The sequence below is a fragment of the Microcoleus sp. AT3-A2 genome (assembly GCF_036705685.1).
Taxonomy (GTDB): domain Bacteria; phylum Cyanobacteriota; class Cyanobacteriia; order Cyanobacteriales; family Microcoleaceae; genus Microcoleus.
In genome coordinates, this window is the sequence record NZ_JAUBVF010000041.1 from 21,100 (window position 1) to 43,323 (window position 22,224).

A 22,224-nucleotide genomic window follows, 5' to 3' on the forward strand; every position below is an offset into this window, starting at 1 on the left:
GCGAGGGAGATAAATTGTGAGTACAAATGACAGCAAACCGTCGGTTTTTATTGTTACCGGAATGCACCGTTCCGGTACCTCTTTAACAGCTTCTTTGTTTCAGAAAGTCGGGGTTGATATTGGCAAAAAGTTAGTGGGCCCGGCCGACGGAAATGTGAAAGGTCATTTCGAGAATGTTGATTTTGTGGAGTTCCACAAAAGTGTTTTACGATCGCACGGTATTGATGAACTCGGCTGTACGTTTGAAAAAACGATTCCGGTAGCACCAGAATACGTCGAAATCGCCAAAAGGGCGATCGACCAAAATCAACTTCCTCACAAACATTGGGGTTGGAAAGACCCCCGAACAGCCCTTTTTTGGGATTTTTGGCTGAATTTGCTCCCTGAAGCTAATTTTATCTGTGTTTATCGATCGCCCTGGGAAGTAGTCGATTCTCTTTACCGCCGCGGAACCGATGTCAGCTTGTTGCAAAATCCCGAAATGGCAGTAAAAATGTGGATTCACTACAATCAAAAAGTTTTAGAACTTTACGAACGTTTCCCCCATCGCTGTCTCCTAGCCAACGTTTACCCCATCGGCAACACTCCTGAACTTTTCCTAGATCGAGTCAACGAAAAATTTAATGTTAACTTAGGTGCGATACCGGGCGACAATTTTGAAGAATCTTTATTAGTCAACGATATTGTCAAAAGTCACAGACCAAGTTTAATAGAAAAATATTTTCCCGAAGCATTAGAACTCTATGAACTTTTGGAAACCCAAGCTGGGAATCTCAGCAGCGAATCGAAAGGTGCGATCGATCAAGTTATTCATTTCCCAGCATCTCCAGTCTGGCCATTTGAAGATTGGCTAAAAATCCGCTTGCTGGAAAAACAGCAAAAAACTAGCTCTTCCGAACTCAAACAGTGGCAAGAACAATTTCACCAGGCCCAGGCGAAAGTGTTGGGCTTAGAGACAGAATTAGGAGCAACTCAAGTACAGCTTGCAGGCAAAGAATCAAATTTTCAAGAAGCTTTAGCAAAACTTCTCGGATTAGAAACAGAATTAGGACAAACTCAGGTACAGCTTGCAGGCAAAGAATCGCAATTTCAAGAAGCTTTAACAAAAGTCTTAAAATTAGAAGCAGAATTAGGGCAAACTCAGGTACAGCTTGCAGGCAAAGAATCGCAATTTCAAGAAGCTTTAGCGAAACTCCTCGGATTAGAAACAGAATTAGGACAAACTCAGGTACAGCTTGCAGGCAAAGAATCGCAATTTCAAATAGCTTTAGCAAAAGTATTAGAATTAGAAGCAGAATTAGGGCAAACTCAGGTACAATTTGAAGAAGCTGAATTTATATTGCAGCAAAAATTAGCTGATTTAATTCAGTTAGAAAGATCACAAAGTCAAACTCAGGAAAAATTAGAACACTCCCGCCAAGAAAATGAAAATTTTCGTGCAGAACTTGCTATAATTAAGTCTTCAATATGGTGGCAATCGAGAGAAAAGTTGTGGGAAGTTCAGTGCAAAATCCGCGACTGGTTCCCTAAATTTATTTTTTCGTTAGATCAACCCACTACTTGGCAAGTTTGTGATTCCAACCTGCTAATTGTCGGCTGGGTTTTTAACCAAAAAAGAGAGACTACAGCAGTCCGCGCCAGAATTAAAGATCATAGTTTCGCAGGCGTTTACGGCATAGATAGAAGTGATATAGCGCTAGCACACTCTAATATTCCGAATGCGAAAAAATCAGGTTTTACAATTCAATTGGAAGCGCCTGCCGGACGGCACGAAGTGCTACTGGAAGCGCAAGACGATCGAGGTAAATGGCATTTGTTGGCAGCTTATCCGTTGTTAGTTTCAACGATTCAAGCATCGTTAGATGTACCGGTGGTGTGGGAACAGCGTCAGGGTCAAATTTTGTTTGCAGGTTGGTGCTGCCACCACGATCACAAAATTGCTAAATTAAGCTTATTGTGCGGCGATTATTCTGTAGAATGCGCCTACGGTTTACGGCGAAAAGATGTCGGCGAAGTTTTTCCCGACTGGGTTAACAGTTCGGAAAGCGGTTTTGAGGTACTTGTGGATTTGCCGCCAGGGGAATGGCACGTTTCTCTGCAAGCTGAGTTAGAAACCGGGGAGATTTTGTCTTTTCAAGCGCCTAAAATATTGACAGTGCGGCGCTACCATATCTGGCAGCGAAGTGCAGATAAGTTTGAGGAGTTATCAAGGTTTACAGCCGCAATTCAGCAGCGGGCGAGGGAAAGAAAACAGCGTCTTGGTAGAATTGTGCCCTTGCCCTGGGAAATTGTGAAAGTGCTCCGCCAGTTGGGGAAGATTTATCGGCAGCAAAAACAGTTTACTGCGCCGGGAGATTTACTACCACCTGCGGGTTTTGTGGTGCCTAAACCAATTGATAGATATGACGCTTGGCTGGAGGTGAATCAGTGGAACGATCGCGCGCGCGATTACTTGATTTCTCGGTTAAAATCCTGTCGGGAACCGCTGCCAAAAATTTCGGTAGTAATGCCAGTTTACAACCCACAGATAGATTTTTTAGAAAGTGCGATCGACAGCGTAATCAATCAAGTTTATCCAAACTGGGAACTCTGCATTGCCGATGATTGCAGCACCGATTTCACTGTCGCTGACACTTTGAAAAGCTGGGTTCAAAAGGACGATCGTATCCGCATCACATTTCGCACAGAAAACGGCAACATCAGCGCAGCAACCAACAGCGCTGCCGCCCTCGCAACAGGCGACATCATCCTATTTTTAGACAACGACGACGAACTCACTCCCGACGCATTAGGCGAAGTTGCCCTATATTTTGCCGCGCATCCAGCCACCGATTTTCTCTACTCCGACGACGACAAAATCGACACTAAAGGTCGCCGATTCGCCCCGCAATTCAAACCGCAATGGTCGCCGGAACTGCTGCTTTCCTATATGTATCTCGGTCATTTGTGCGCCGTGAGAAAACATATTTTTGAACAAATAGGCGGTTTACGGATAGGTTTTGAAGGCTCGCAAGATTACGATTTTGCCTTGAGAGCCACCGAAATTTCTCGTCACGTCGCCCACCTGCCGCTAGTGCTGTATCACTGGCGAACCGCACCCGGTTCTACAGCCATATCTGGGGCCGCGAAACCCGCCAGTTTTTCCGCAGGTCAAAAAGCCATTCAAGACGCACTAAACCGCCGCCAAATTAACGGTAATGTCGCTCAGCACGCATGGGCGATTAAAGAAAATTTGGGCATATTTGCCCAGGATTTCCCTGATAACGGCCCATCAGTAACGGTGATTATTCCTACTAAAAATCAGCTAAAGTTGCTGAAAGCTTGTCTGGATTCTCTAGAAACTACAACCTACAAAAATTATCAAGTTGCCGTTATCGACAACGAAAGCGACGACCCGAAAACTCTGGAATATTTAAAGGAATTAAATGGCCAAGTTTTGCGGATAAAAAATCCTGGGGGAAAGTTTAGTTTTGCAGCCATTAACAACCGCGCTGCGGAACAAGTTGACAGCGAATATGTGTTGTTTTTGAACAACGATACTGAAGTAATTAACCCGCGCTGGCTTAGTCAAATGGTGGGATACGCTCAAATCCCTGGCGTGGGTGCAGTCGGCGCGAGGCTGTTATATCCCGACGGCAGAATTCAGCACGCGGGTATAATTCACGGGCTGCATCACGGCTTGGCTGGTCACGCTTTTAAGCTGATGAACAGCGAAAATCGAGGGTATCTTTCTCAAGCGATGGTAACGCGAAATTACTCTGCGGTAACAGCCGCTTGCATGATTACTCCACGTCAATTGTTCTTAGAAGTGGGCGGTTTTGATGAGGAAAATTTTGCTGTTGCTTACAATGATCCAGATTACGGATATCGCCTGTTAGAACGCGGTTATCGGTGCGTATATTGTCCCGATGCGGAGTTGTTGCACAAAGAGGGAACTTCTAGGGGTTTTACCGACAATCCTCAAGAAGTGGCGGCTTTTAGACGTAAGTATGCGGGCAAAAATGACAGTTTTTACAGTCCTCATTTGTCTTTAGAAGATGAGTATTTTCATATTCAACCTCGACGGGTTTTTATGAAGGAAGAAGGTTCGGCAACGGATTTTGTAACGGATGTAACGGATGTAACGGATGTAACCAATAATGAAGAAGTAAAATTTAATAATTCTGGTTTGTTGGTAGCAAAAGTAGAGAATTTGATTCATCCTATCAGAGTTTTGATGTGCAGCAATTCGCTAGATTTTACGGGTGCACCGCTGCATCAGTACGAAATTGCAGTGAAATTGGCGGCTGAGGGTGTGGTTAAGCCGATCGTACTTTGCGTAACAGACGGGCCCCTGCGTCAAGCTTACGAACAGCAGGGAATTGAAGTAATTGTGCGCGACAATCCTCTCGAACACATCTACCAGCAGGATGCTTACGATGAAGCTATCCGCAGTTTTAGCACAGAAATTGCAAGTTTAAAAGTAGATGCAATTTATGCCAATACTTTAGAAAACTTTTTTGTAGTTGATGCCGCGCGGCAAATCGGAATTCCTACAGTGTGGAACGTGCACGAAAGCGAACCTTGGCAAACTTATTTTAACAGGTTTGGTTCGGAGATTGCGGCGAGAGCTTTAGAGTGTTTTCGATTTCCTTACAAAGTGATTTTTGTGGCGGATGCAACGCGGGACAGGTATTTACCTCTCAACAGCCACCACAATTTTACCGTGATTCACAACGGCTTAGATTTGAGCAAACTGGAAAGTTCGGAAAACTCTGAATTGGCTAGAAAAACTTTAGGTGTTGCAGCAGAAGATGTGGTACTTTTGCTGCTGGGAACGGTATGCGAACGCAAAGGCCAGCAGGATTTAGTTAAGGCACTTTCACTTTTGCCTGACCAATGGCACAATAAAATTAGGTGTTTTATTGTGGGCGATCGCCCTAGTATTTACAGCAATAAATTAGCCGAGTTGGTGGGGGAATTGCCAGCAGATTTGCGGCAAAGGGTGACAGTAGTCCCGGAAACTGGGGAGACGGGAAAATATTACAAAGCGGCTGATATTTTTGTTTGCACTTCTCGCGTCGAAAGTTTTCCAAGAGTGATTTTGGAGGCGATGGCCTGCGATTTGCCAATTGTTACAACGCCTGTTTTTGGAATTAGAGAACAAGTGAGGCCGGGAATTAATGGTTTGTTTTATACGCCCGATCGCCCGGACGAATTAGTTGCAGCTTTGATTAGTTTATTGGAGGATAAATCTTTGCGCCAGCAGTTAGCTGAAAATGCTAAATATGTCTTGGCTTCACTTAATACTTTTGAGGAAATGACTCAAGCTTATGCAGCGATTTTCTGCGAAGCATATTTCAGCCGTCATTAGTCATTTTACAGTGCCAGTGTCCCCGCCAGTGAAGGGCAGTAACTCACCTCCTAAACTTTGGGCAGGATTTAATATAATTTGCCAAGAATTGCGGAACATATTGGAAATTGAGCCATCAATACTATAAAATAATCAAAAATGAACGATGAAAAAATGACCGATCGCCCAAGAGTAGATTATGAAAGGGCCTGGGACAGTTACGCCCAACAGTGGCAAAAAACTAATGCCGAACTTGCCCATATTGGCGACGAATGGATAGGTAAAGCTGCCGGTGCCGCCAACTCCCTAGCAGAATACGAAGCGCTAATAGAACAGCAATTTATTGCACCGTACATCAAAAAAGAACATACGGTTTTAGAAATTGGTATCGGCGGGGGAAAAACAGGTTCGCTGCTGCTGAAATATTGCGATCGACTAATTTGTGCCGACATTTCCAGTCAAATGCTGCAAGCGGCGCGATCGCGCTTGGGAACCGATCGCGTTTCTTACGTCAAACTCGACGGTTTAACATTAGACGGCATCGATCCAGGTTCAGCCGATGTCTGCTTTTGTTACGATACAATGGTACACGTAGAGCCGGTAGATATATTCAACTACCTGACTCGAATTCCCAAACTGCTGCGGGGCGATCGAATTTGCGTGTTTCACCACACAAATATTTTCACCGAATTAGGGTGGCAAAAATTCGCCAGCGAGTGGGACAAAAACTTACTAGGGCACAGAGACGGCACAGCATTTTCAGTTATGACTGATACAATTATGGAAAAATTTCTCCATCATTTAAACTATCAAATCATCCTGAAAAATACATCTTCAGTACCGCGAGATTGTGTCTGGATCTGCAAAGCACCAACCCCCAATGAATAAAATCAAAGCTTTTTAGCCGCCTCAAAATATTTTCTTCCAACTAACAACAGTCAACAGTCAACAGTCAACAGTCAACAGTCAACAGTCAACAGTCAACAGTCAACAGTCAACAGACAACAGTCAACAGACAACACTCAACAGACAACAGTCAACAGTCAACAGTCAACAGTCAACAGACAACTGACAATGAAAGCATTATTTCTCCATCCCAACTTCCCCGCCCAATACCGCCACATTATCACGGCTTTAGGCGCAGATCCCAAAAATCAAATTGTTTTCGGTACTAAAAACGAGCGCCCAGAGTGGAACATTCCCGGCGTTCGCAAAGCAGCATTTACCCCCAGCCGGGAACCCCACGCGCAGACTCACCAATACGTCCGCCCTTTAGAAAGTGCCGTCATCTACGGACAAGCCGTATTTAGAATGGCAGAACAACTCAAAGCAGACGGTTTCGTACCCGATATTATCTGCGGACATTCCGGTTGGGGGCCGACATTATTTGTCAAAGAAGCTTTTCCAAATACGCCACTTTTGTGTTATTTCGAGTGGTTTTATCATGCTATTGGTTCCGACGCAGATTTTGACCCAGCGGAACCTTTAACAGTTGACGATATGGCCAGAATTAGAATCAAAAATGCGCCGATTTTGATCGATTTATACTCTTGCGATTGGGGTTTATCACCAACTTATTGGCAGCGATCGCAATTTCCGCCAGAGTTACAACAAAAATTATCCACACTCCACGACGGCGTAGATACCGATTACTTCAAACCAGACCCCGGTGCTAAACTCGTTTTGCCTAACTTAGACTTGTCTGGCGTTGATGAAATTGTCACCTACGTGTCACGGGGAATGGAACCTTACCGGGGTTTTCCCGAATTCATTGAGTCGATCGCCTATGTACAAGAACGTCGCCCCAATTGTCACGTCGTAATCGTTGGTTCCGAAAGAGTTTGTTATGGGCGTTCTTTACCCAACGGCGAGTCTTACAAAGACTATATGCTCAAAAAAGTCCCCCTAGATTTGTCGCGAGTTCACTTTGTCGGGCCCCTACCTTACGGACTGTATTTAAAAGTAATTCAAGCATCCGACGTACACGTTTATTTGACCAGACCTTTTGTGCTATCTTGGTCCATGATTGAATCTCTATCAACCGGATGTTTAGTAATCGGTTCCGACACAGGGCCAGTCAGAGAAGTTATCCGCGACGGAGAAAACGGTTTGCTGGTCGATTACTTCTCACCGAAACAAGTAGCCGATCGTATTGATGAAGTTTTAGACCATCCTACCCGCATGGCAGACATTCGCATCAAAGCCCGTCAAACCGCCCTAGAACGCTACAGTTTAGCTAAAATGCTGCCACAACATTTACAACTAATTGAGCAAGTAGCAAATCGTTCCATGCCGCCTACAGTTGGTATGGAACCAGAACGGGAATTAGCAGCATCTTTTGCAGTGAGAATTTAGCAATAAAGGGTAGTCCTGCATAGTCAGGACTACGCCAATTTTAACAGGAAAAAGTGGCTGTACTTGCTTGAAATTACCGATTTTTGTTATTTTGGTTAAAACTCAACTAAATTTTTATGAAATCAACTACTAGGGCGCTGAAAGAATGGAAGGTAGCAGTTAATGCTTTGGAAAAAGGTCAAACGATTGTGCTGTTGCGGAAGGGGGGAATTCGCGAGCAAGCAGGACAGTTTAATGTCACTGACAAACAGGTTTTGCTGTATCCAACTTTTGAACACCAACAACCGGATTTATTAAAGCCGGAGTTTGCACATCAAGTCAATACTGTTGAATCTGGTTGGCATCCTGAAGTTATTAGAATTGGCAGTTGGGCGGAGATTACTGATGTTTTTTTGGTAGCTTGGGAACCTGCAATTACTGCGCTATTTCCTTACCATATTTGGAATGAAACTTTTGTCAGCGATCGCCTGAAATGGAAACAAACTCAGCCAATTTATATTTTATTGCTGCGGGCTTATCGCCTTGCAGAAATCCGCGAAATTCCCTACACTCCTGAATACGGCGGTTGTCGTTCTTGGATCGATTTGGCCGATGCTATTTCGCTGGAGGGAAGCCAAGCTGTTTTGAGCGATCGCGAGTACATTGAACGCTCAAATGAAATCCGCAATCTGATAGCCAATCCTGCGAATGCTTCTGGTTCGCAGAGAGTGACAACGCTGACGGAAGGTAGTCAGGATTTTACTCCTCATTAATAGTTTTTAAGGTACTTTTCGAGAGGCGCGATTCTACCAAACCCAGCCCAAAATCCGCAGCTAAGGCCATTAAAGCTGACGGAATTGCCCCAGCCAAAAGTAACTGATTGTTGACGGTAGCAACGCCCCGAAAAATAAACACCCCCAAGCCCCCTGCACCAATTGCAGCGGCGATTGTAGCAAGTCCGATCGCAATTACTGCGGCAACTCGCACGCCCGCCAGAATCACGCCCAGCGCCAGGGGAATTTCCACTTGCCATAACAGTTGCATATCAGTCATTCCCATGCCTCTTCCGGCTTCCGTAATCGCTGGATCGACACCGACAATACCAGTATAAGTATTGCGGATAATTGGCAGTAAAGAATACAGAGTGAGGGCGATAATTGCCGTGCGATCGCCTATTCCACCCAATACAGGCACCGGGATTAGCAAGCCAAACAAAGCTAAACTGGGAATTGTTTGCATAATATTAGCAAATCCCAAAATTGGCTTTTTCAATTTAGGTTTTCTCGTGGCTAAAATCCCCAGGGGCATCCCCACAATAATAGCGATAAAAATTGCAACAGTTACTAAATATAAGTGTTCACTGGCGCGCTGAATTATCTCAGCGCCATAGCGGTTGATAAAAATTATCATTGGGTAATTAGTTATTGCTGATTGCTGTCAATTTTATAAATCATTTTCTATTTCAGGACAGGGTTCACCAGGATAGAACCGAGAGTCCAGAATTTCCTCTAAGCTGTAAAGGCAGTTTGGAGGAAAAGTTTTGAGAGGTAAATCCGTTTCTCCTACTGCCAAATCTCTACCGTTTTGATAAGCTTCTTGGAAAGCTTCTTGCAAGTAAGGTTTCAGACTTGGGTTATCTTGTATCAGTCTCTGAGTGTCCCGTCGCTGCACTCAAATTATAGACAGCCAGCTACGGCTGCGCTGCTGGGGCTGATATTGCCACTTCAGCAAATGTCCCAGCAAAATGCTTAAACGATTTCTAAGTTCTTGACGTTCCTGTTTGCCCAAAGATTCAATCTCCTCAATTAAATTTGGCAAGTCAAGTTGACTCCACTGACACTTGCGAAGTAACTTGGCTTGTTCTTGCGTCCAAGCATAGAAGTCTGTCTCGTAAAGACTGTGCATCGTTTGATTATCAGCTTAGTTACTAAAACTATATTATCAATTTTTTGCTAAATCATTGAAATCTAGCTACTTGCAAACAGTCAATAAATGCGCGCGCTTCTGGATGCTGAGATTTCATAAAATCATCGGGCGAACCCAATTCAATCAACCGTCCGTCTTGCATCAAACCAATTCTAGAAGCTAACAAAAAAGCTTCTTGAATGCCGTGAGTCACAAAAATCACAGTTTTGCCAAGTTGCTGCTGCAATTGACCGAATTCCCGCTGTAATTCCAGACGAGTAATCGGGTCTAAAGCACCAAACGGTTCGTCCATTAACAATATCGGAGGGTCAGCGGCCAGTGCTCTAGCGACGCCTACCCGCTGCCGCTGTCCGCCGGATAACTGATGGGGATAGCGTTTGGCGAAGTGCTGGGGGTCGAGGTTGACTAATTCTAACAGTTGCCGGACGCGAGATTGAATACGATCGCCCTCCCAACTTTCCAATTTTGGCACTAAACCGACGTTTTGCTCGACGGTAAAATGTGGAAATAAACCAATTTCTTGAATTACATAACCAATTTTTCGGCGCAGTTGAATTGGGTTCCACTGAGTTGTTGGTTTTCCCATGACAAGAACTTCGCCGCTGCTTGGCGTTAGTAAATTGTTAATCAATTTCATGGTGGTAGTTTTGCCACTCCCGCTGCGTCCCAGCAATACTAAAACTTCTCCTTGCAGCACTTTGAAATTGAGTTTGTCTACTAAATGCCTGCGGTTGAGGCGATATGTCACGTCGAGGCATTCGACAGCAACTTCATTATTGAGAGGCATGATTAGTTCCGGTGATTTGGGTTTTCAGGAATTTTAGAACTTACAGACAAGGGGCTAGAAACCCGGTTTTCTTCTTAGATAATTTGCTACTTAACCCAAGATTTGTCAGAAAAACCGGGTTGATGAGCGTAAGTCCTAAAATTCAAATCAGCGAGCATCGGGGGACAATTCTCAATTTTAAAATCTAAAATCTAAAATCGACTTTATTTTGCCATTCTAGCAGTAAGGCTCGACATTGGAGGCAAGTTAATTTCTTGAGCAAGTCGCGAATTCCGTCTGGGGTGACAGGATATTCAGCACCGATCAGTTCGGGGTTTACTATTGCTGTCGGATGCAATTCTGCAACAAAACCGTAGAGTTTTTGATTTGAGAAGGAACTGTTTATTGCCCAGCCGACGGTGTTAATCGGTTCGATGCGGGCGATCGCACTTTCTGTCACGCCTAGTTCCCTTTTCATTATAAGTGGAACTGCCGCTGCTGGCGTGACTTGGGCTGGTACGCGACCGCCGGGAAAATCGAGGGTTGCGGATGCTACGCCGGGGCGATACATGGGTGGGGGAAACACCAATTTGTCAGCTTGAATTGTCAAGATTACAACTGAATCTGCTCTTTCTACTCGCCAATATTCTACTGTTTGCCCTTCGGTTGTTTCGAGATGTTCGGCGATTAGTTTTACCCAATGAGAGTTGATTTCTACAAAGCGGTCTAGAGTTTTCCACTGGGATTTGGTAGCTTGGTTCATGTCGGAATTTTTGAAATAAATCAGATGTTGTTTGCTATGGTAGGCGATTTTTGCCGAGCTGAACAATAGCCGATCGACCTTTTCAGCTTTGAGCCAGTTTTTTCCTCTCGATTGTAAATTTTTGCTACAACCTTACACATTCGCCTATATAATTCGGTAACATAGACTACATAATCAAAATTTATCTGCGCCTTCGCTCTGGGTTGTTTCAACCACGCCCTGGTGCAGACTCTTAGCTAGACAGGAGTAATTATGCAACTGCAAACAGATATTCGTACTTGGCAATCCCAACCAACGCCCGGAAGCTTCAGTGTCCGCGACTGGGAAAAATTTGGCTGCGCCGTACCTGCACCAAAATTAACTCCTTCTATGTGGGTTAAATTGTTCAATCCGCCAACCGCATTCAGCTTTGACGAAGCGTGGCTGTTGTGTGAATGTTCGCAAGAAGAGTGGCTAGCTTGGATTCCTGATTATGGCGAAATTTTACTGAGTACACATGAATTTTGCGCTCCTAAATCGTGAATTACGCAGACAAACTTTGATAAACCAGGTGTTAAAATCCATATCCATCGGGTTGCACGGGATTTTTTGGAAAAAATCTGGTTTCTGCGTAATTATGTCGTTTGCAGTGAGGAATGCAAGTCCTTAAACTTTGATAAGGACTTGCATTCCTCACTACAAACCTCTTATATGATGTCGTTTCAGCCGATATCATACCAGTCCTAGTAGATATTAATTGAAATTTCGCCAACAAAAAGAGCAATAGGTTTTCTATTGCTCTTTTTGTTCAAAAACACTCTCTAGTTTTTATCTTTAAGATAGCGGAAGTTATATCAACTGGCCTCGATTGACCCCAATATCGCTGCGGTGACGGGTTTACTGTATCGATGCTTGCATGGGAGATATTGGTGAACCCGCCCTTACAGCAATTACGGTCAATTTAGCCCCTGTGATATTGCTGGCTTATTTGCAAACTGCACGGTTATTTGCGTTTCTGACAATCGTGCCTACTCTACCATTAATCTGAATCGGGTTCTTAGTGCTGGCTCGAATCAAGAGTGGTTGTTTGGCCAGACATTCTCTGATTGATGTTGCCCAGGCGGTGAGAGCTCCGGTGTATTCTGTACGACCCGCTGGGGCGCGAAACTGATCGGTAATTAGAAAATCCGAGGTGATGCTAGTGTCAGTACCAACATTGGTAATAATTGGAAAGTCAAAGGCTCTGGGCAAGGTTCTGTCCTGGATTCTGCCCGGTACCAACTGGTAATTCTTCGAGCCACCCTTGTAGTCAATACCTGCTTGAGGGCTGGTGGGAGGGCTTGTTTGAGCCAAGGCGGGAATAGGCAAGCTTGCTACCAAAACGGTGCAGCAACTCCAAAATAATTTCGATTTCATTCGATTCATCTCCTCAACTTTATGACGATTAGCACTAATTTAGGTATGCTCAAAAGACACTAGCTTTTATTGAGAAAGCGCCTGATGATATTGAGCTTTTTAGTTTGAGTTCAACTTACCTAATTTATTACCAAACATTCTCAAAAATGTTAAAACTGGCTGACCTGACAAACTGTAGAAGAGTTTCAGTTGAGTTAGATATTTACACATCTGAAGTTGTTACAGCATTGGGGAGTCGGTTTTACCAGAATGATTCATTTTCGATCGATGTCATTGGAACTTTATCAAATTTTGTCTCAGATATCAAGTTTTGCCGATCGCATATCACGTTTTAACACTGGTTTGCGGCTCGATCGACGTTTGAGTGTGGCGCGCTATACCAGGGCGAGAAAGATGCTAGAGTGCATCGATGGGCGTTTGAGTATTTTCAGGCGACAATAGACAGAGAAAGAAGGGGCTTGAAAATAGGTGATTTTAGTGGAAGATAGTAAATTTATCGACGTATCGGACATTATGGGTGTTCCCGCGGCTCCGGCGGGTTACAAATCGGGCTTTGTGGGTATAGTCGGACGCCCAAATGTCGGAAAATCAACGCTGATGAATCAGTTGGTGGGGCAGAAAATTGCGATTACTTCGCCGGTGTCTCAGACGACACGTAACAGGCTGCGGGGCATCCTAACGACACCGGAAGCACAAATTATTTTTGTAGATACTCCCGGAATTCACAAGCCACATCACCAATTGGGCAAGGTTTTGGTGCAGAATGCCCGCACCGCCATTCAGTCGGTAGATGTGGTGCTGTTTGTGGTGGATGGTTCGGTGGAATCGGGAGGGGGCGATCGATATATTGTCGAAATTCTCAGCAATTGCAAAGTTCCGGTGATTTTGGGGATGAATAAGTTGGACGAACAACCGGAGGATTCCGTGTTGATCGATCGAACTTACGAGCAAATTGTCAATCCTGAGTGGCCTGTAGTAAAATTTTCCGCTCTCACGGGCGAGGGTGTCGAGCCGCTGCAACAATTGTTAATCGAACATTTGGACGTTGGGCCTTATTATTATCCGCCCGATTTGGTGACTGACCAGCCGGAACGCTTTATTATGGGCGAATTGATTCGGGAACAGATTTTGCTGCTGACGCGGGAAGAAGTGCCGCATTCCGTAGCAATCGCGATCGACATTGTTCAAGAAGAAGCAAAAATTACTCGCATTCTAGCGACAATTCACGTCGAACGCGATTCCCAAAAAGGTATTTTAATCGGTAAAAGCGGCAGTATGCTCAAGTCGATCGGCAGTGCGGCCCGGGAACAGATTCAAAAGTTAATTGAAGGCAAAGTATATTTGGAGTTATTTGTCAAGGTGCAGCCGAAATGGCGGCAGTCCCGCACCCGTTTGGCGGAATTGGGCTATCGCGTTGAAGAGTAAAGCGAACTGATGGAGCAAATAAGGGCGATCGTTGAGAGATTTTACAACTGAACTTCCCCTCGTAGGCCGAAGTTCAGTTTAAATCATTGTCCTAAAAACTCCGCCCGCAACAGTCAACTGTCAACAGTCAACTCTTTAAGGACGTTCGGCAAATTTTTGAACAGCTTTTGGTGCAAAAGCAGCAACTAAAAAAGAAGTTGTAATGTATTTGCCATCAGCATTCTTGCTAGTTATTGTGATTGCGCCAAACCCAATTGCTGCAATCAGTGCAATAAAACTCATCGCTCGCATTGCCGAGTAGTGTCCATTATTTTCCTGCAAAAATTCAGCCAGCTCTTGTCCGTTTTCTGCCGAATTTGCTGTAGCTTCAAGGATAGCAGAATGTGTCATTTGATTAACCTCATAAATGATTAAAGCTTAACTAACAGGACTTACGCAATAACTGAGAAACTACACTACCTGTAGTTGTAAGGTGCGCGTTTCACACCCTACAATTAGAGTCGGCACGTAAGTCCTATACAAGTGAGATAGACCGTTGTTTAGTGCGGTAACTTGCTCAAAGCGTGCCAAGTTCTCGGCCCGACAATTCCATCGGCTGGTAAACCCTTAATCGTTTGGAACTGGATCGCCGCTACTTTGGTCATAACCCCGAAGTATCCGTCAACAAAACCGAAATAGTATCCATTCAATTTCAAGACATTCTGAACAATTTTGACAGCATTACCTGAACTACCATTCATGAGAGTCGGCATATTCACAGGTGCACCAGAGTATAGTGCTTGCCAGGTTAGAGGACTGACAATCCCATCTTCAGGTAAAAAGACGCGGTGTTGATAGTCTTTGACGGCGTCTTCAACATAGGTGTCGAAAATACCATCGATCGAAAAACCGTAATAATATCCCCAATGATATAAAAGCTGTTGCAGTTCCTTGACGGCTTGACCAGTAGAACCCCGCTTTAAAGTGGGTTTCATCAGTTCAGAGGCTTGAGCAACTGCAAGAGTTGATTGAGAAGTAGTATCGGCGACGAGAGCCATAGCTTGATTATTGAGAGTTTTTTCTTCTGTAAACATGATGGGAATCCTCTGTGCATTCGAGTGTTTTCATTTGATATTTCAGGTATAACTGCTGTCTTTGATGGCTTCACAGTCGCTTTTTATAGTGACACTTGTGTGAGTTCACACATTGGAGTGTCACTCATTTGAGTTATATCGTTTCCGCTTACAGTCGATCGGCAGTGCGGCGCGAGAACAGATTCAAAAGTTAATTGAGGGCAAAGTATATTTGGAGTTATTTGTCAAAGTGCAGGCGAAGTGGCGGCAGTCTCGCACTCGTTTAGCCGAATTGGGCGATCGCGTTGAAGAGTGAAACTTTGGCAGTTGGCAGTTGGGGTTCTTCTGTTCTATGAATCAAGAATCGAGCACGACTTTCGCTCATAGAGAGTTTCATCGGGCTCGGAGAGTCGCTACAAACCCCCGCTTAACAACTAGAACGCCATTCCAATAACAGTACAGTAAACTGAGAGCAGCCCCATTCGCCCCAGTTGACCTATGCCACGTTGGTTCAATACTGCTGGCCCGTGCCGCGATGACATTCACTATCTGCTTCCTGCCACCCGTCGCCTCCCGAATTTAGAGCGACTGATTGCTCAGCAAAGCTATTTCGTCATCCATGCACCCCGGCAAGTGGGGAAAACCACCGCTATGCTGGCGTTAGCCAAACAACTCACCGAAAGCGGACAATACACCGCCGTCATGGTTTCGGCTGAAGTCGGCGCACCCTTCAGTCAAGATATCGGCGGTGCAGAAGAGGCCATTCTGGGCGCTTGGCGAGACAACATTTCCTTCCGTCTCCCACCCGAACTGCAACCGCCAGACTGGACAAGCATACAGTCGGGACAGAAAATTCGGGCTGCTTTACAAGCTTGGGCACAATTTTCATCTCGTCCTTTGGTCATTTTTATCGACGAAATCGACGCATTGCAAGACCAAGCGTTGATTTCTATGCTGCGACAACTGCGCGATGGTTATCCCAATCGCCCGAAAGCGTTTCCGCAATCGGTGGGCTTAATTGGTTTGCGGGATGTTCGCGATTACAAAGTGGCTGCGGGGGGAAGCGATCGACTCCATACATCCAGTCCGTTTAATATTAAAGTGCGATCGATTACTCTGAGAGATTTTAATGCAGAAGAAGTCGCCGAACTCTACGCGCAACATACCCAATATACTGGACAAGTTTTTACACCTGAAGCCGTAGCATTAGCTTTTGAACTGACTCAGGGACAACCTTGGTTAGTGAATGCTTTAGCTAAGGAAATTGTAGAAGAATTAGTAACAGATGAATCTATAGAAATTACACCAGAACATATTTTATCAGCTAAAGAAATTTTAATAAAACGGCAAGATACGCATTTAGATAGTTTGGCAGAACGACTCAGAGAAAATCGAGTCAAAGCCATTATCGAGCCGATGTTGGCGGGTTTGGAACTGGGCAATATCCCCAATGATGATATTCAGTTTTTAATCGATTTGGGTTTGTGTAAGATGGATGTTCAGGGTGGATTGACGATCGCCAATCCAATTTATCGCGAAGTTTTGCCCCGCGTGCTCACCGTAACGCCAATGGCTTCTCTACCCCAAATTGCACCGAGTTGGTTAACGGCCCAGGGGACATTAGACACGCAAGCGTTACTCAAAACTTTTCTGGAATTTTGGCTACAGCATGGCGAACCGTTACTCAAAAGTGCATCTTATCCCGAAATAGCCCCGCATTTAGTGTTGATGGCGTTTCTGCATCGGGTGATTAATGGTGGGGGAACGTTGGAGAGGGAATATGCCATTGGACGCGACAGAATGGATTTATGTTTGCGTTATGGTGAGGTAACATTGGGAATTGAACTGAAGGTTTGGCGAACTCGGAAAGTCGATCCGTTGAGTAAAGGGTTGGAACAGTTAGATGGATATTTGGCTCGATTGGGACGAGATGAAGGGTGGTTGGTGATATTCGATCGCAGCGAGAATGCACCGGAGTTAGAAGAACGACTGAAAACTGAAATTCAGACTACCTCGATGGGTCGGTTAATTACAGTGATTCGTGCGTGAAGAAGTTGTGATGAATGTTTTGGTTCTGGCGATCGCCGAAAGTGTGCGATCGACTCTAAATGCTCTCTAATCTAAAATCTAATATAGATAGGTTTTTTCAGTGCGACGGCTTAAGTGATTGAGTCGAATCGTGCGGCGAAGTCGATCGAGGACAGGAGATTCCGAGGGGGAGTAAGAACGGGTTGACATACATCATCAAGCTGCGGTATTATTCGATTATATCTAGTATTATACCGCAACTGCGATACAATTATAAGTTAGGCTACCTTGAAAGTTTCTTTTGTCAGCAGGGAAATCCTGTTTATAGTGTAGTTATGCCCCCTTTGTGGTAAGTGAAGAGAATTAGCTTTATGACAATAGACTTCGGCAGTATCAAAGGCTACAATCCTGATAGAGGATTTGGGTTTGTAGGTCATACTTTTTTTAATCCTGATGGAAAAGTTTTCTTCCATATCAAAAAAATCAAGAAAAAACATTTTGAATTAGCCCAAAAATTGGACAGTGACGAAGCTTTTGAAACAGTCAATTTCTGGTATGAAATTGAAACCACCGAAAAAGGCGAACAAGTTAGTAAGCTTTGGCTAAACGCAAACGATATCCCTCAAAGTTACACAAATGAATTATGTGGTTTAAAGCAAAAAGTAGAGAGTATCTGGAAAAATATAGGCTCTCCCAAACCTAGTTGGCTTGACCTTGTAACGAGAGAGTTGGTTGGAGTTGATGGCAGACATGAACTAAGTGTTGAGCGAGATAACTTAGAGAGTCAGCTTAGAGCGGCAGAGGAGGAGCGACGCAGGGAAGCAGAAGCTTTACTCCAAAATGAAATTGTAAGAATAGCTAAGAAGTATGACTTAGATACAGCGGAGGCTTATGAAATTGTAAGAATAGCTAAGAAGTATGACTTAGATACAGCGGAGGCTTATGAAATTGTAGGAATAGCTAAGAAGTATGACTTAGATACAGCGGAGGCTTATGAAATTGTAGGAATAGCTAAGGAGTATGACTTAGATACAGCGGAGGCTTATGAAATTGCAAGCATAGTTAAAATAGCTAAGAAGTATGGCTTAGATACAGCGGAGGCTTGTGAAATTCTAAGAATAGCTGAGACGTATGGCTTAGATACAGCGGAGGTTGATGAAATTGTAAGAATAGCTAAGAAGTATGGCTTAGATATAACGAAGGTTTATGAAATTCTAAGCATAGCTAAGAAGTATGACTTAGATGCAGCGGAGGTTGATGAAATTCTAAAAATAGCTAGGAGGTATCGCCGCTTAGATACAGCGGAGGCTTATGAGTTATATCGACTACTAAAGGATCTGCGTCCTTTAGGTTTTACACATAGTAGGGAACTCTCGAGACATATTATAAGAAATGAGCTTGGTTATAGGTATCCCAATATCTCAGGTATTGTGACAATGGAAGATGGAGGTACAAGATGGCTGTTTCCTGGGGGATTTCCTCCAGCAATTTATACAATTATTTGTCAGGAACTCCGTTTGGCAAACCAGGGGACGAGTGCTATAGCAATAGATTTTGAATCATTTCAAGATATCTATTCAAAAAATCAAAAATAATGGAAAACTCAATCAACAGTAAATAGGATTAGATAGAAATGAGTAAACCCTTTTACAAAATTAAAGGTACAAACGATTATGGTGTTCTTGAAGGGCCGGTATGGTCAAATCCGTCTTTCTATCGTCAACTTAGGCTTGTAAACGCTGTTGGCGGAATGATTGAGTTGAGTCACCAGTACAAACCTGTCACGACTGAAAATCTAGTTCAAGTCTCACCGGAGGAAGTTCAAAAGGCTCTATTGGGTTTTTAGTTAAGTTGTTGAAGCCCGCCTAACACTGCGTTGGTGCGGACAGAACAGAGGTTATCGGTGGGTGCTCTAACCTGTCTGCCGCCGCTGAACACGGTCGTTATATGGTAAACGCTGCCTGACTTTGGAGATGATTGGGAAGCTCGATCGAGAGTTAAGCTAAATAAAACTCCGAGTTCTGCATCGATGCTTATTAGAAGCGAATAATTTCGATCGTGCATCGCGATCTCTGAAAACAGACATCAAATTCTCGAAAGAAGTTGGTTTGCCCGAGAATTAATGGAACCTGAGAGGCTTGTGCCCAAGCAAATGCTAGGCGAACGGGTTCCAGATTCCCAATTTGAACATCTACAAATACACCCCGCGCCTCAACCGTTGCCAGATTTCCAGCCAATGGCAAGCGGACAGTTTGTTCCTCCCAAATTGCACCCAATTGCAGCCCAATGTCATAAGGTAATAGATTGACCGCAGACCCAGTATCTAGCAGTGCATTCGCCGAGACAGAAAAGCCTGCATGACTCAGAGTGATGGGAATCGTGGGTAATGCTTCATCGTCAGAAAAGGGAAACTCGATCGAACTAGGCATGAGTAGATGCCTCTCGATCGTCCTGAATCATCTGCATCATAATGTTTGCAGCTTCCGTTGCATCGTAGGGCGACCAAACTGGATACTCTGATGCAGAAAAGATGACTTGTAATTCAGCGTCTGGGATTTGTGCGGCTAGGAGTTTGAAGAGTGATAATTTGTCTGACTGGCTCAGATTGTTCACCAAAGGAATTAACTCAGCGAGAGACATGGTTTAAACTCCCAGAAGTACGAGAATACATCTATCATAAACGCTGCCTGACTTTGGAGAGGATTCGGAAGCTCGATCGAGAATTAAGGATTCCGGTGGATAAATGTCGCCCTACATTACCAACACTAATTGCTGCTTTATTCTACGATTTATCAACAGATCGAGAAATCAAAATCCCTTCAATCGGTGAAAAACGGGAACGGGAATTGCCATCTCCTACAGCTACGACTTGATATGATATCTACGAGCCAGCCAACTGGTTGAGCCAACAATCCCCGTACCTTGATAGTCGGGGAGTGTCAACAACAACTATCAAGGCAACTCAACAGAACTCGGTTTAGCAATGTGAGGCAAACCCCAGCCCAATTTTTCCCGCAAAATGTGGAAAAACTCAAAAGATTGCACCCGAATAAAGCGGGCTGGGTACGGAGCTCGCTCGACATGAACCCAATCTTCGGGCAGAACATAACATCCGCCGTTACCGTCTACCACCATTACCAGGCGGTTTGGACTCGCCGGCAAAATCTTGATCGGCTCGGTGTTGGAAAACACCAAAGCCCTCGAAGCCATTGAATGCGGGCAAATAGGCAGCAACTGCAACACCGGCACTCCGGGAATGATCACAGGCCCACCCGCAGAAAGGGCGTAAGCTGTCGATCCCGTGGGAGTCGAGATAATTACCCCATCTGCGGCAATGTCAATAGAGGCGTGCTGACCGATCGCCACTTCAAAATGACACATACAAGTCAGCGGTTCCCGGTGCAGCACCATTTCATTGAGACAAAGGGCTTCCCAGAGGCAGTCGTTTTCTCGAAACAGCCGCACCGCCAGCATTGATCTTTCTTCTATTTCGTATTCTCCGGCGATTACCTTTTCCAAAGCTTGCGGCAGCAAGTTCAGGTAAGTTTCTGTTAAAAAGCCCATGTGACCGGTATTGACAGTCAGCAGCGGCACTCCAATCGGAGCGACTTGGCGAAATGCCGACAGTACCGTACCGTCGCCGCCCAAAACCACTGCAAACTCCATGTCGCTGTCAAAACCGGGGGGGACGAGTTGGTCGATCGGGTTGTGGCACAGGGGGCGATCGGGGCTAGAATAGCCCAGAATTCCTCCGGAACCAGAAACCGAGCAAACCTCCCAGCCGCGGGCAGTCAGCTTGTCTTCCAACTCTGCGGCGATGCGACAAGCCACAGGTTTAACGTCGTTGTATATAATCCCAGCTTTCGGCACTTTAAAAAGTAAAGGGCATTTTTTGTTTACTCCGTTTTTTAGTTTTAAGCTGCTCGTACTCTATTTCCTTGAGCTTCTTCATAATGAGATTAAAGTATTCTTCGAGATAAGACTCCAAAGTAGTAGTTTCTTTGGGGTCGATGCCGAAGACGCTGTAAACATCATCCATCGGAGCTTTCAAGGGTTTTCCGGCGGCCAAAACTTCTGAAAAAGCCAATCTGTCAGCTACGTTCCAACTCCACTGAAAGAACTTAGCAAATTGACGAGTAGCCTTCAACAAGGCGTCTGGGGTGCGCGTAATTTTGGCTTGCTTGCCTGACAGCCGTTCGCACAACCGCACGATTTCTTCAGCATCCCAAGCGCGATTTCCCACCACCGGAAAGCTTTTTTTCTCGGTTTCAGGAACGGAAAGAGCCCGGACGGCAAATTTAGCAACGTCCTGAGTGTTCATGTAGGCAAGGGCGGATGGCTTGTTGGGCAGCCAGACTGCCTGATTGTCCAAAATCGGCATAGCATACAGGCTCAGCAGTCCTTGCAAAAAGCCGCAAGGTCTCAAGATTGTGTAGTCTAGACCGGATTCTGCTAAGAACAATTCGGTACAGCGCTTGATTTCCAACAAGGGGACTTGGGGATATTTCTCAGCGTCGAGAAAGGAAAAGAATATGTAACGCTTGATGCCTGCTGCTGCTGCTGCTTGGATCAGCGATACTTTTCCGTCCCAGTCTACTCTTTTGATGCTGACAGAATCCGCAGCACTGGCTGTTGCTGCATCGATAATAGCACTGACGCCTTCTAGGGCCGGAGGCAGACTGTCTGGCTGGCAAAGGTTCCCCGGTACGAGTTCAGCGCCCCATTCTTTCAAAAATGCAGCTTTTCTGTAACTTCTGACTAAACAGCGCACCTGGTAGCCCTCGTCTAGGGCGCGGCGGGCTATTTGGCGGCCGAGAGTGCCGGTGGCACCTAAAATCAATAAAGTCATCTAGGGATTAATTATGAATCTTAAACTTTCAATAAGATGGTATCAGGTTTTTGTTAAGTTTATATAAAAAACTTAACAAAAACCTGAAATTTTCTCATTTTAGGCTTGAGATATTCGCCAGAAGGCTTGCTTTCGGCAGAAACTAGACTCTAGAAGGCAGAAGGTATAAGGCTTCTGAAGGATTGGTTAAAAAAACTTATTCTTCGCCGCCTTGCAATTTGAGCAGGAGGAAGCCTCCACCTATACCCACGAAAATTAGGGAAAAGGACAAAAAGGCTGCATTGAAAATTTCAGGATTCATAATTTGATAAGTCCAATTGGGCGATCGCATTAAATAAAGATAATATAATTTGG

The 22,224-nt window shown here is 44.7% G+C and carries 20 protein-coding genes and 2 pseudogenes; 10 read left to right on the plus strand and 12 right to left on the minus strand.

Features of this window, described 5'->3' with window-relative positions; translation table 11 throughout:
* Nucleotides 1-16 precede the first annotated feature (16 nt).
* The 4 genes from QUB37_RS20295 to QUB37_RS20310 all read left to right on the plus strand — a co-directional run bounded on the left by QUB37_RS20295 (nucleotide 17) and on the right by QUB37_RS20310 (nucleotide 8,439).
* Nucleotides 17-5,353, plus strand: coding sequence for a glycosyltransferase (locus tag QUB37_RS20295; RefSeq protein WP_333165449.1), 5,337 nt, complete (start codon nucleotides 17-19; stop codon nucleotides 5,351-5,353).
* A 138-nt stretch (nucleotides 5,354-5,491) separates the two neighbouring features.
* Nucleotides 5,492-6,220 (plus strand): class I SAM-dependent methyltransferase, encoded by a 729-nt coding sequence (locus QUB37_RS20300; protein ID WP_333165452.1) that lies wholly within the window; start codon nucleotides 5,492-5,494, stop codon nucleotides 6,218-6,220.
* Nucleotides 6,221-6,406: 186 nt separating this feature from the next.
* Nucleotides 6,407-7,687 (plus strand): glycosyltransferase family 4 protein, encoded by a 1,281-nt coding sequence (locus QUB37_RS20305; RefSeq protein WP_333053633.1) that lies wholly within the window; start codon nucleotides 6,407-6,409, stop codon nucleotides 7,685-7,687.
* 116 nt (nucleotides 7,688-7,803) lie between these two features.
* Nucleotides 7,804-8,439 carry a DUF1802 family protein gene (locus tag QUB37_RS20310; RefSeq protein ID WP_333165454.1) on the plus strand — a complete coding sequence of 212 codons (636 nt, stop codon included), beginning with the start codon at nucleotides 7,804-7,806 and terminating at the stop codon, nucleotides 8,437-8,439.
* Here the strand turns inward: QUB37_RS20310 and QUB37_RS20315 are convergent.
* From QUB37_RS20315 to QUB37_RS20330, 4 genes and pseudogenes are all read right to left on the minus strand, one after another.
* Nucleotides 8,426-9,076: an ABC transporter permease gene (locus tag QUB37_RS20315; RefSeq protein ID WP_333165456.1), complete on the minus strand. Its 651-nt coding sequence runs from the start codon at nucleotides 9,074-9,076 to the stop codon at nucleotides 8,426-8,428. The genes QUB37_RS20310 and QUB37_RS20315 overlap by 14 nt on opposite strands.
* Before the next feature lie 33 nt (nucleotides 9,077-9,109).
* Nucleotides 9,110-9,571: pseudogene (locus QUB37_RS20320) on the minus strand (DUF29 domain-containing protein).
* Between the two features lie 52 nt (nucleotides 9,572-9,623).
* On the minus strand, nucleotides 9,624-10,379 hold the full coding sequence (locus QUB37_RS20325; RefSeq protein WP_333165458.1) for an ATP-binding cassette domain-containing protein: 756 nt from the start codon (nucleotides 10,377-10,379) through the stop codon (nucleotides 9,624-9,626).
* Nucleotides 10,380-10,563: 184 nt separating this feature from the next.
* Nucleotides 10,564-11,121 (minus strand): NUDIX hydrolase, encoded by a 558-nt coding sequence (locus tag QUB37_RS20330; RefSeq protein WP_333165461.1) that lies wholly within the window; start codon nucleotides 11,119-11,121, stop codon nucleotides 10,564-10,566.
* Between the two features lie 252 nt (nucleotides 11,122-11,373).
* Between QUB37_RS20330 and QUB37_RS20335 the strand changes: the two genes are divergently transcribed.
* On the plus strand, nucleotides 11,374-11,643 hold the full coding sequence (locus tag QUB37_RS20335) for a hypothetical protein (protein WP_333165463.1): 270 nt from the start codon (nucleotides 11,374-11,376) through the stop codon (nucleotides 11,641-11,643).
* A 441-nt stretch (nucleotides 11,644-12,084) separates the two neighbouring features.
* Here the strand turns inward: QUB37_RS20335 and QUB37_RS20340 are convergent, their stop codons facing one another.
* Entirely contained in the window at nucleotides 12,085-12,516 is a 432-nt protein-coding gene (locus QUB37_RS20340) for a hypothetical protein (RefSeq protein WP_333165466.1), read from the minus strand.
* A 249-nt stretch (nucleotides 12,517-12,765) separates the two neighbouring features.
* Here QUB37_RS20340 and QUB37_RS20345 point away from each other — a divergent pair, with 249 nt between their 5' ends.
* Nucleotides 12,766-12,957: a hypothetical protein gene (locus QUB37_RS20345; RefSeq protein ID WP_333165469.1), complete on the plus strand. Its 192-nt coding sequence runs from the start codon at nucleotides 12,766-12,768 to the stop codon at nucleotides 12,955-12,957.
* A gap of 72 nt (nucleotides 12,958-13,029) precedes the next feature.
* Nucleotides 13,030-13,941, plus strand: a complete 912-nt coding sequence (gene era / locus QUB37_RS20350) for a GTPase Era (protein WP_333165504.1) — start codon at nucleotides 13,030-13,032, stop codon at nucleotides 13,939-13,941.
* A 135-nt stretch (nucleotides 13,942-14,076) separates the two neighbouring features.
* Here era and QUB37_RS20355 read toward each other — a convergent pair whose 3' ends face one another.
* The gene (locus QUB37_RS20355; protein WP_333165471.1) at nucleotides 14,077-14,331 is read right to left on the minus strand and encodes a hypothetical protein; all 255 of its coding nucleotides are present in this window, start codon (nucleotides 14,329-14,331) and stop codon (nucleotides 14,077-14,079) included.
* A gap of 149 nt (nucleotides 14,332-14,480) precedes the next feature.
* Nucleotides 14,481-15,014 (minus strand): peptidoglycan-binding protein, encoded by a 534-nt coding sequence (locus tag QUB37_RS20360; protein ID WP_333165475.1) that lies wholly within the window; start codon nucleotides 15,012-15,014, stop codon nucleotides 14,481-14,483.
* A 148-nt stretch (nucleotides 15,015-15,162) separates the two neighbouring features.
* Between QUB37_RS20360 and QUB37_RS20365 the strand changes: the two are divergent.
* From QUB37_RS20365 to QUB37_RS20375, 3 genes and pseudogenes are all read left to right on the plus strand, one after another.
* Nucleotides 15,163-15,309: pseudogene (locus QUB37_RS20365) on the plus strand (GTPase Era); the annotation flags it as partial.
* Nucleotides 15,310-15,491: 182 nt separating this feature from the next.
* The gene (locus QUB37_RS20370; RefSeq protein WP_333165478.1) at nucleotides 15,492-17,042 is read left to right on the plus strand and encodes an ATP-binding protein; all 1,551 of its coding nucleotides are present in this window, start codon (nucleotides 15,492-15,494) and stop codon (nucleotides 17,040-17,042) included.
* 350 nt (nucleotides 17,043-17,392) lie between these two features.
* A complete protein-coding gene (locus tag QUB37_RS20375; RefSeq protein WP_333165481.1) occupies nucleotides 17,393-18,616 on the plus strand; it encodes a hypothetical protein in 1,224 nt (407 codons plus the stop codon).
* A 441-nt stretch (nucleotides 18,617-19,057) separates the two neighbouring features.
* Here QUB37_RS20375 and QUB37_RS20380 read toward each other — a convergent pair whose 3' ends face one another.
* From QUB37_RS20380 to petM, 5 genes are all read right to left on the minus strand, one after another.
* Nucleotides 19,058-19,450 (minus strand): aspartyl protease family protein, encoded by a 393-nt coding sequence (locus tag QUB37_RS20380; RefSeq protein WP_333165483.1) that lies wholly within the window; start codon nucleotides 19,448-19,450, stop codon nucleotides 19,058-19,060.
* Entirely contained in the window at nucleotides 19,443-19,661 is a 219-nt protein-coding gene (locus QUB37_RS20385) for a hypothetical protein (protein WP_333165484.1), read from the minus strand. Before QUB37_RS20385 ends, QUB37_RS20380 begins: the two co-directional genes overlap by 8 nt.
* Before the next feature lie 312 nt (nucleotides 19,662-19,973).
* The gene (locus tag QUB37_RS20390) at nucleotides 19,974-20,891 is read right to left on the minus strand and encodes an NAD(+) kinase (protein ID WP_333165486.1); all 918 of its coding nucleotides are present in this window, start codon (nucleotides 20,889-20,891) and stop codon (nucleotides 19,974-19,976) included.
* A gap of 1 nt (nucleotide 20,892) precedes the next feature.
* Entirely contained in the window at nucleotides 20,893-21,870 is a 978-nt protein-coding gene (locus tag QUB37_RS20395) for an NmrA family NAD(P)-binding protein (RefSeq protein ID WP_333165488.1), read from the minus strand.
* A 196-nt stretch (nucleotides 21,871-22,066) separates the two neighbouring features.
* On the minus strand, nucleotides 22,067-22,201 hold the full coding sequence (gene petM, locus QUB37_RS20400; RefSeq protein ID WP_422614758.1) for a cytochrome b6-f complex subunit PetM: 135 nt from the start codon (nucleotides 22,199-22,201) through the stop codon (nucleotides 22,067-22,069).
* Nucleotides 22,202-22,224 lie beyond the last annotated feature (23 nt).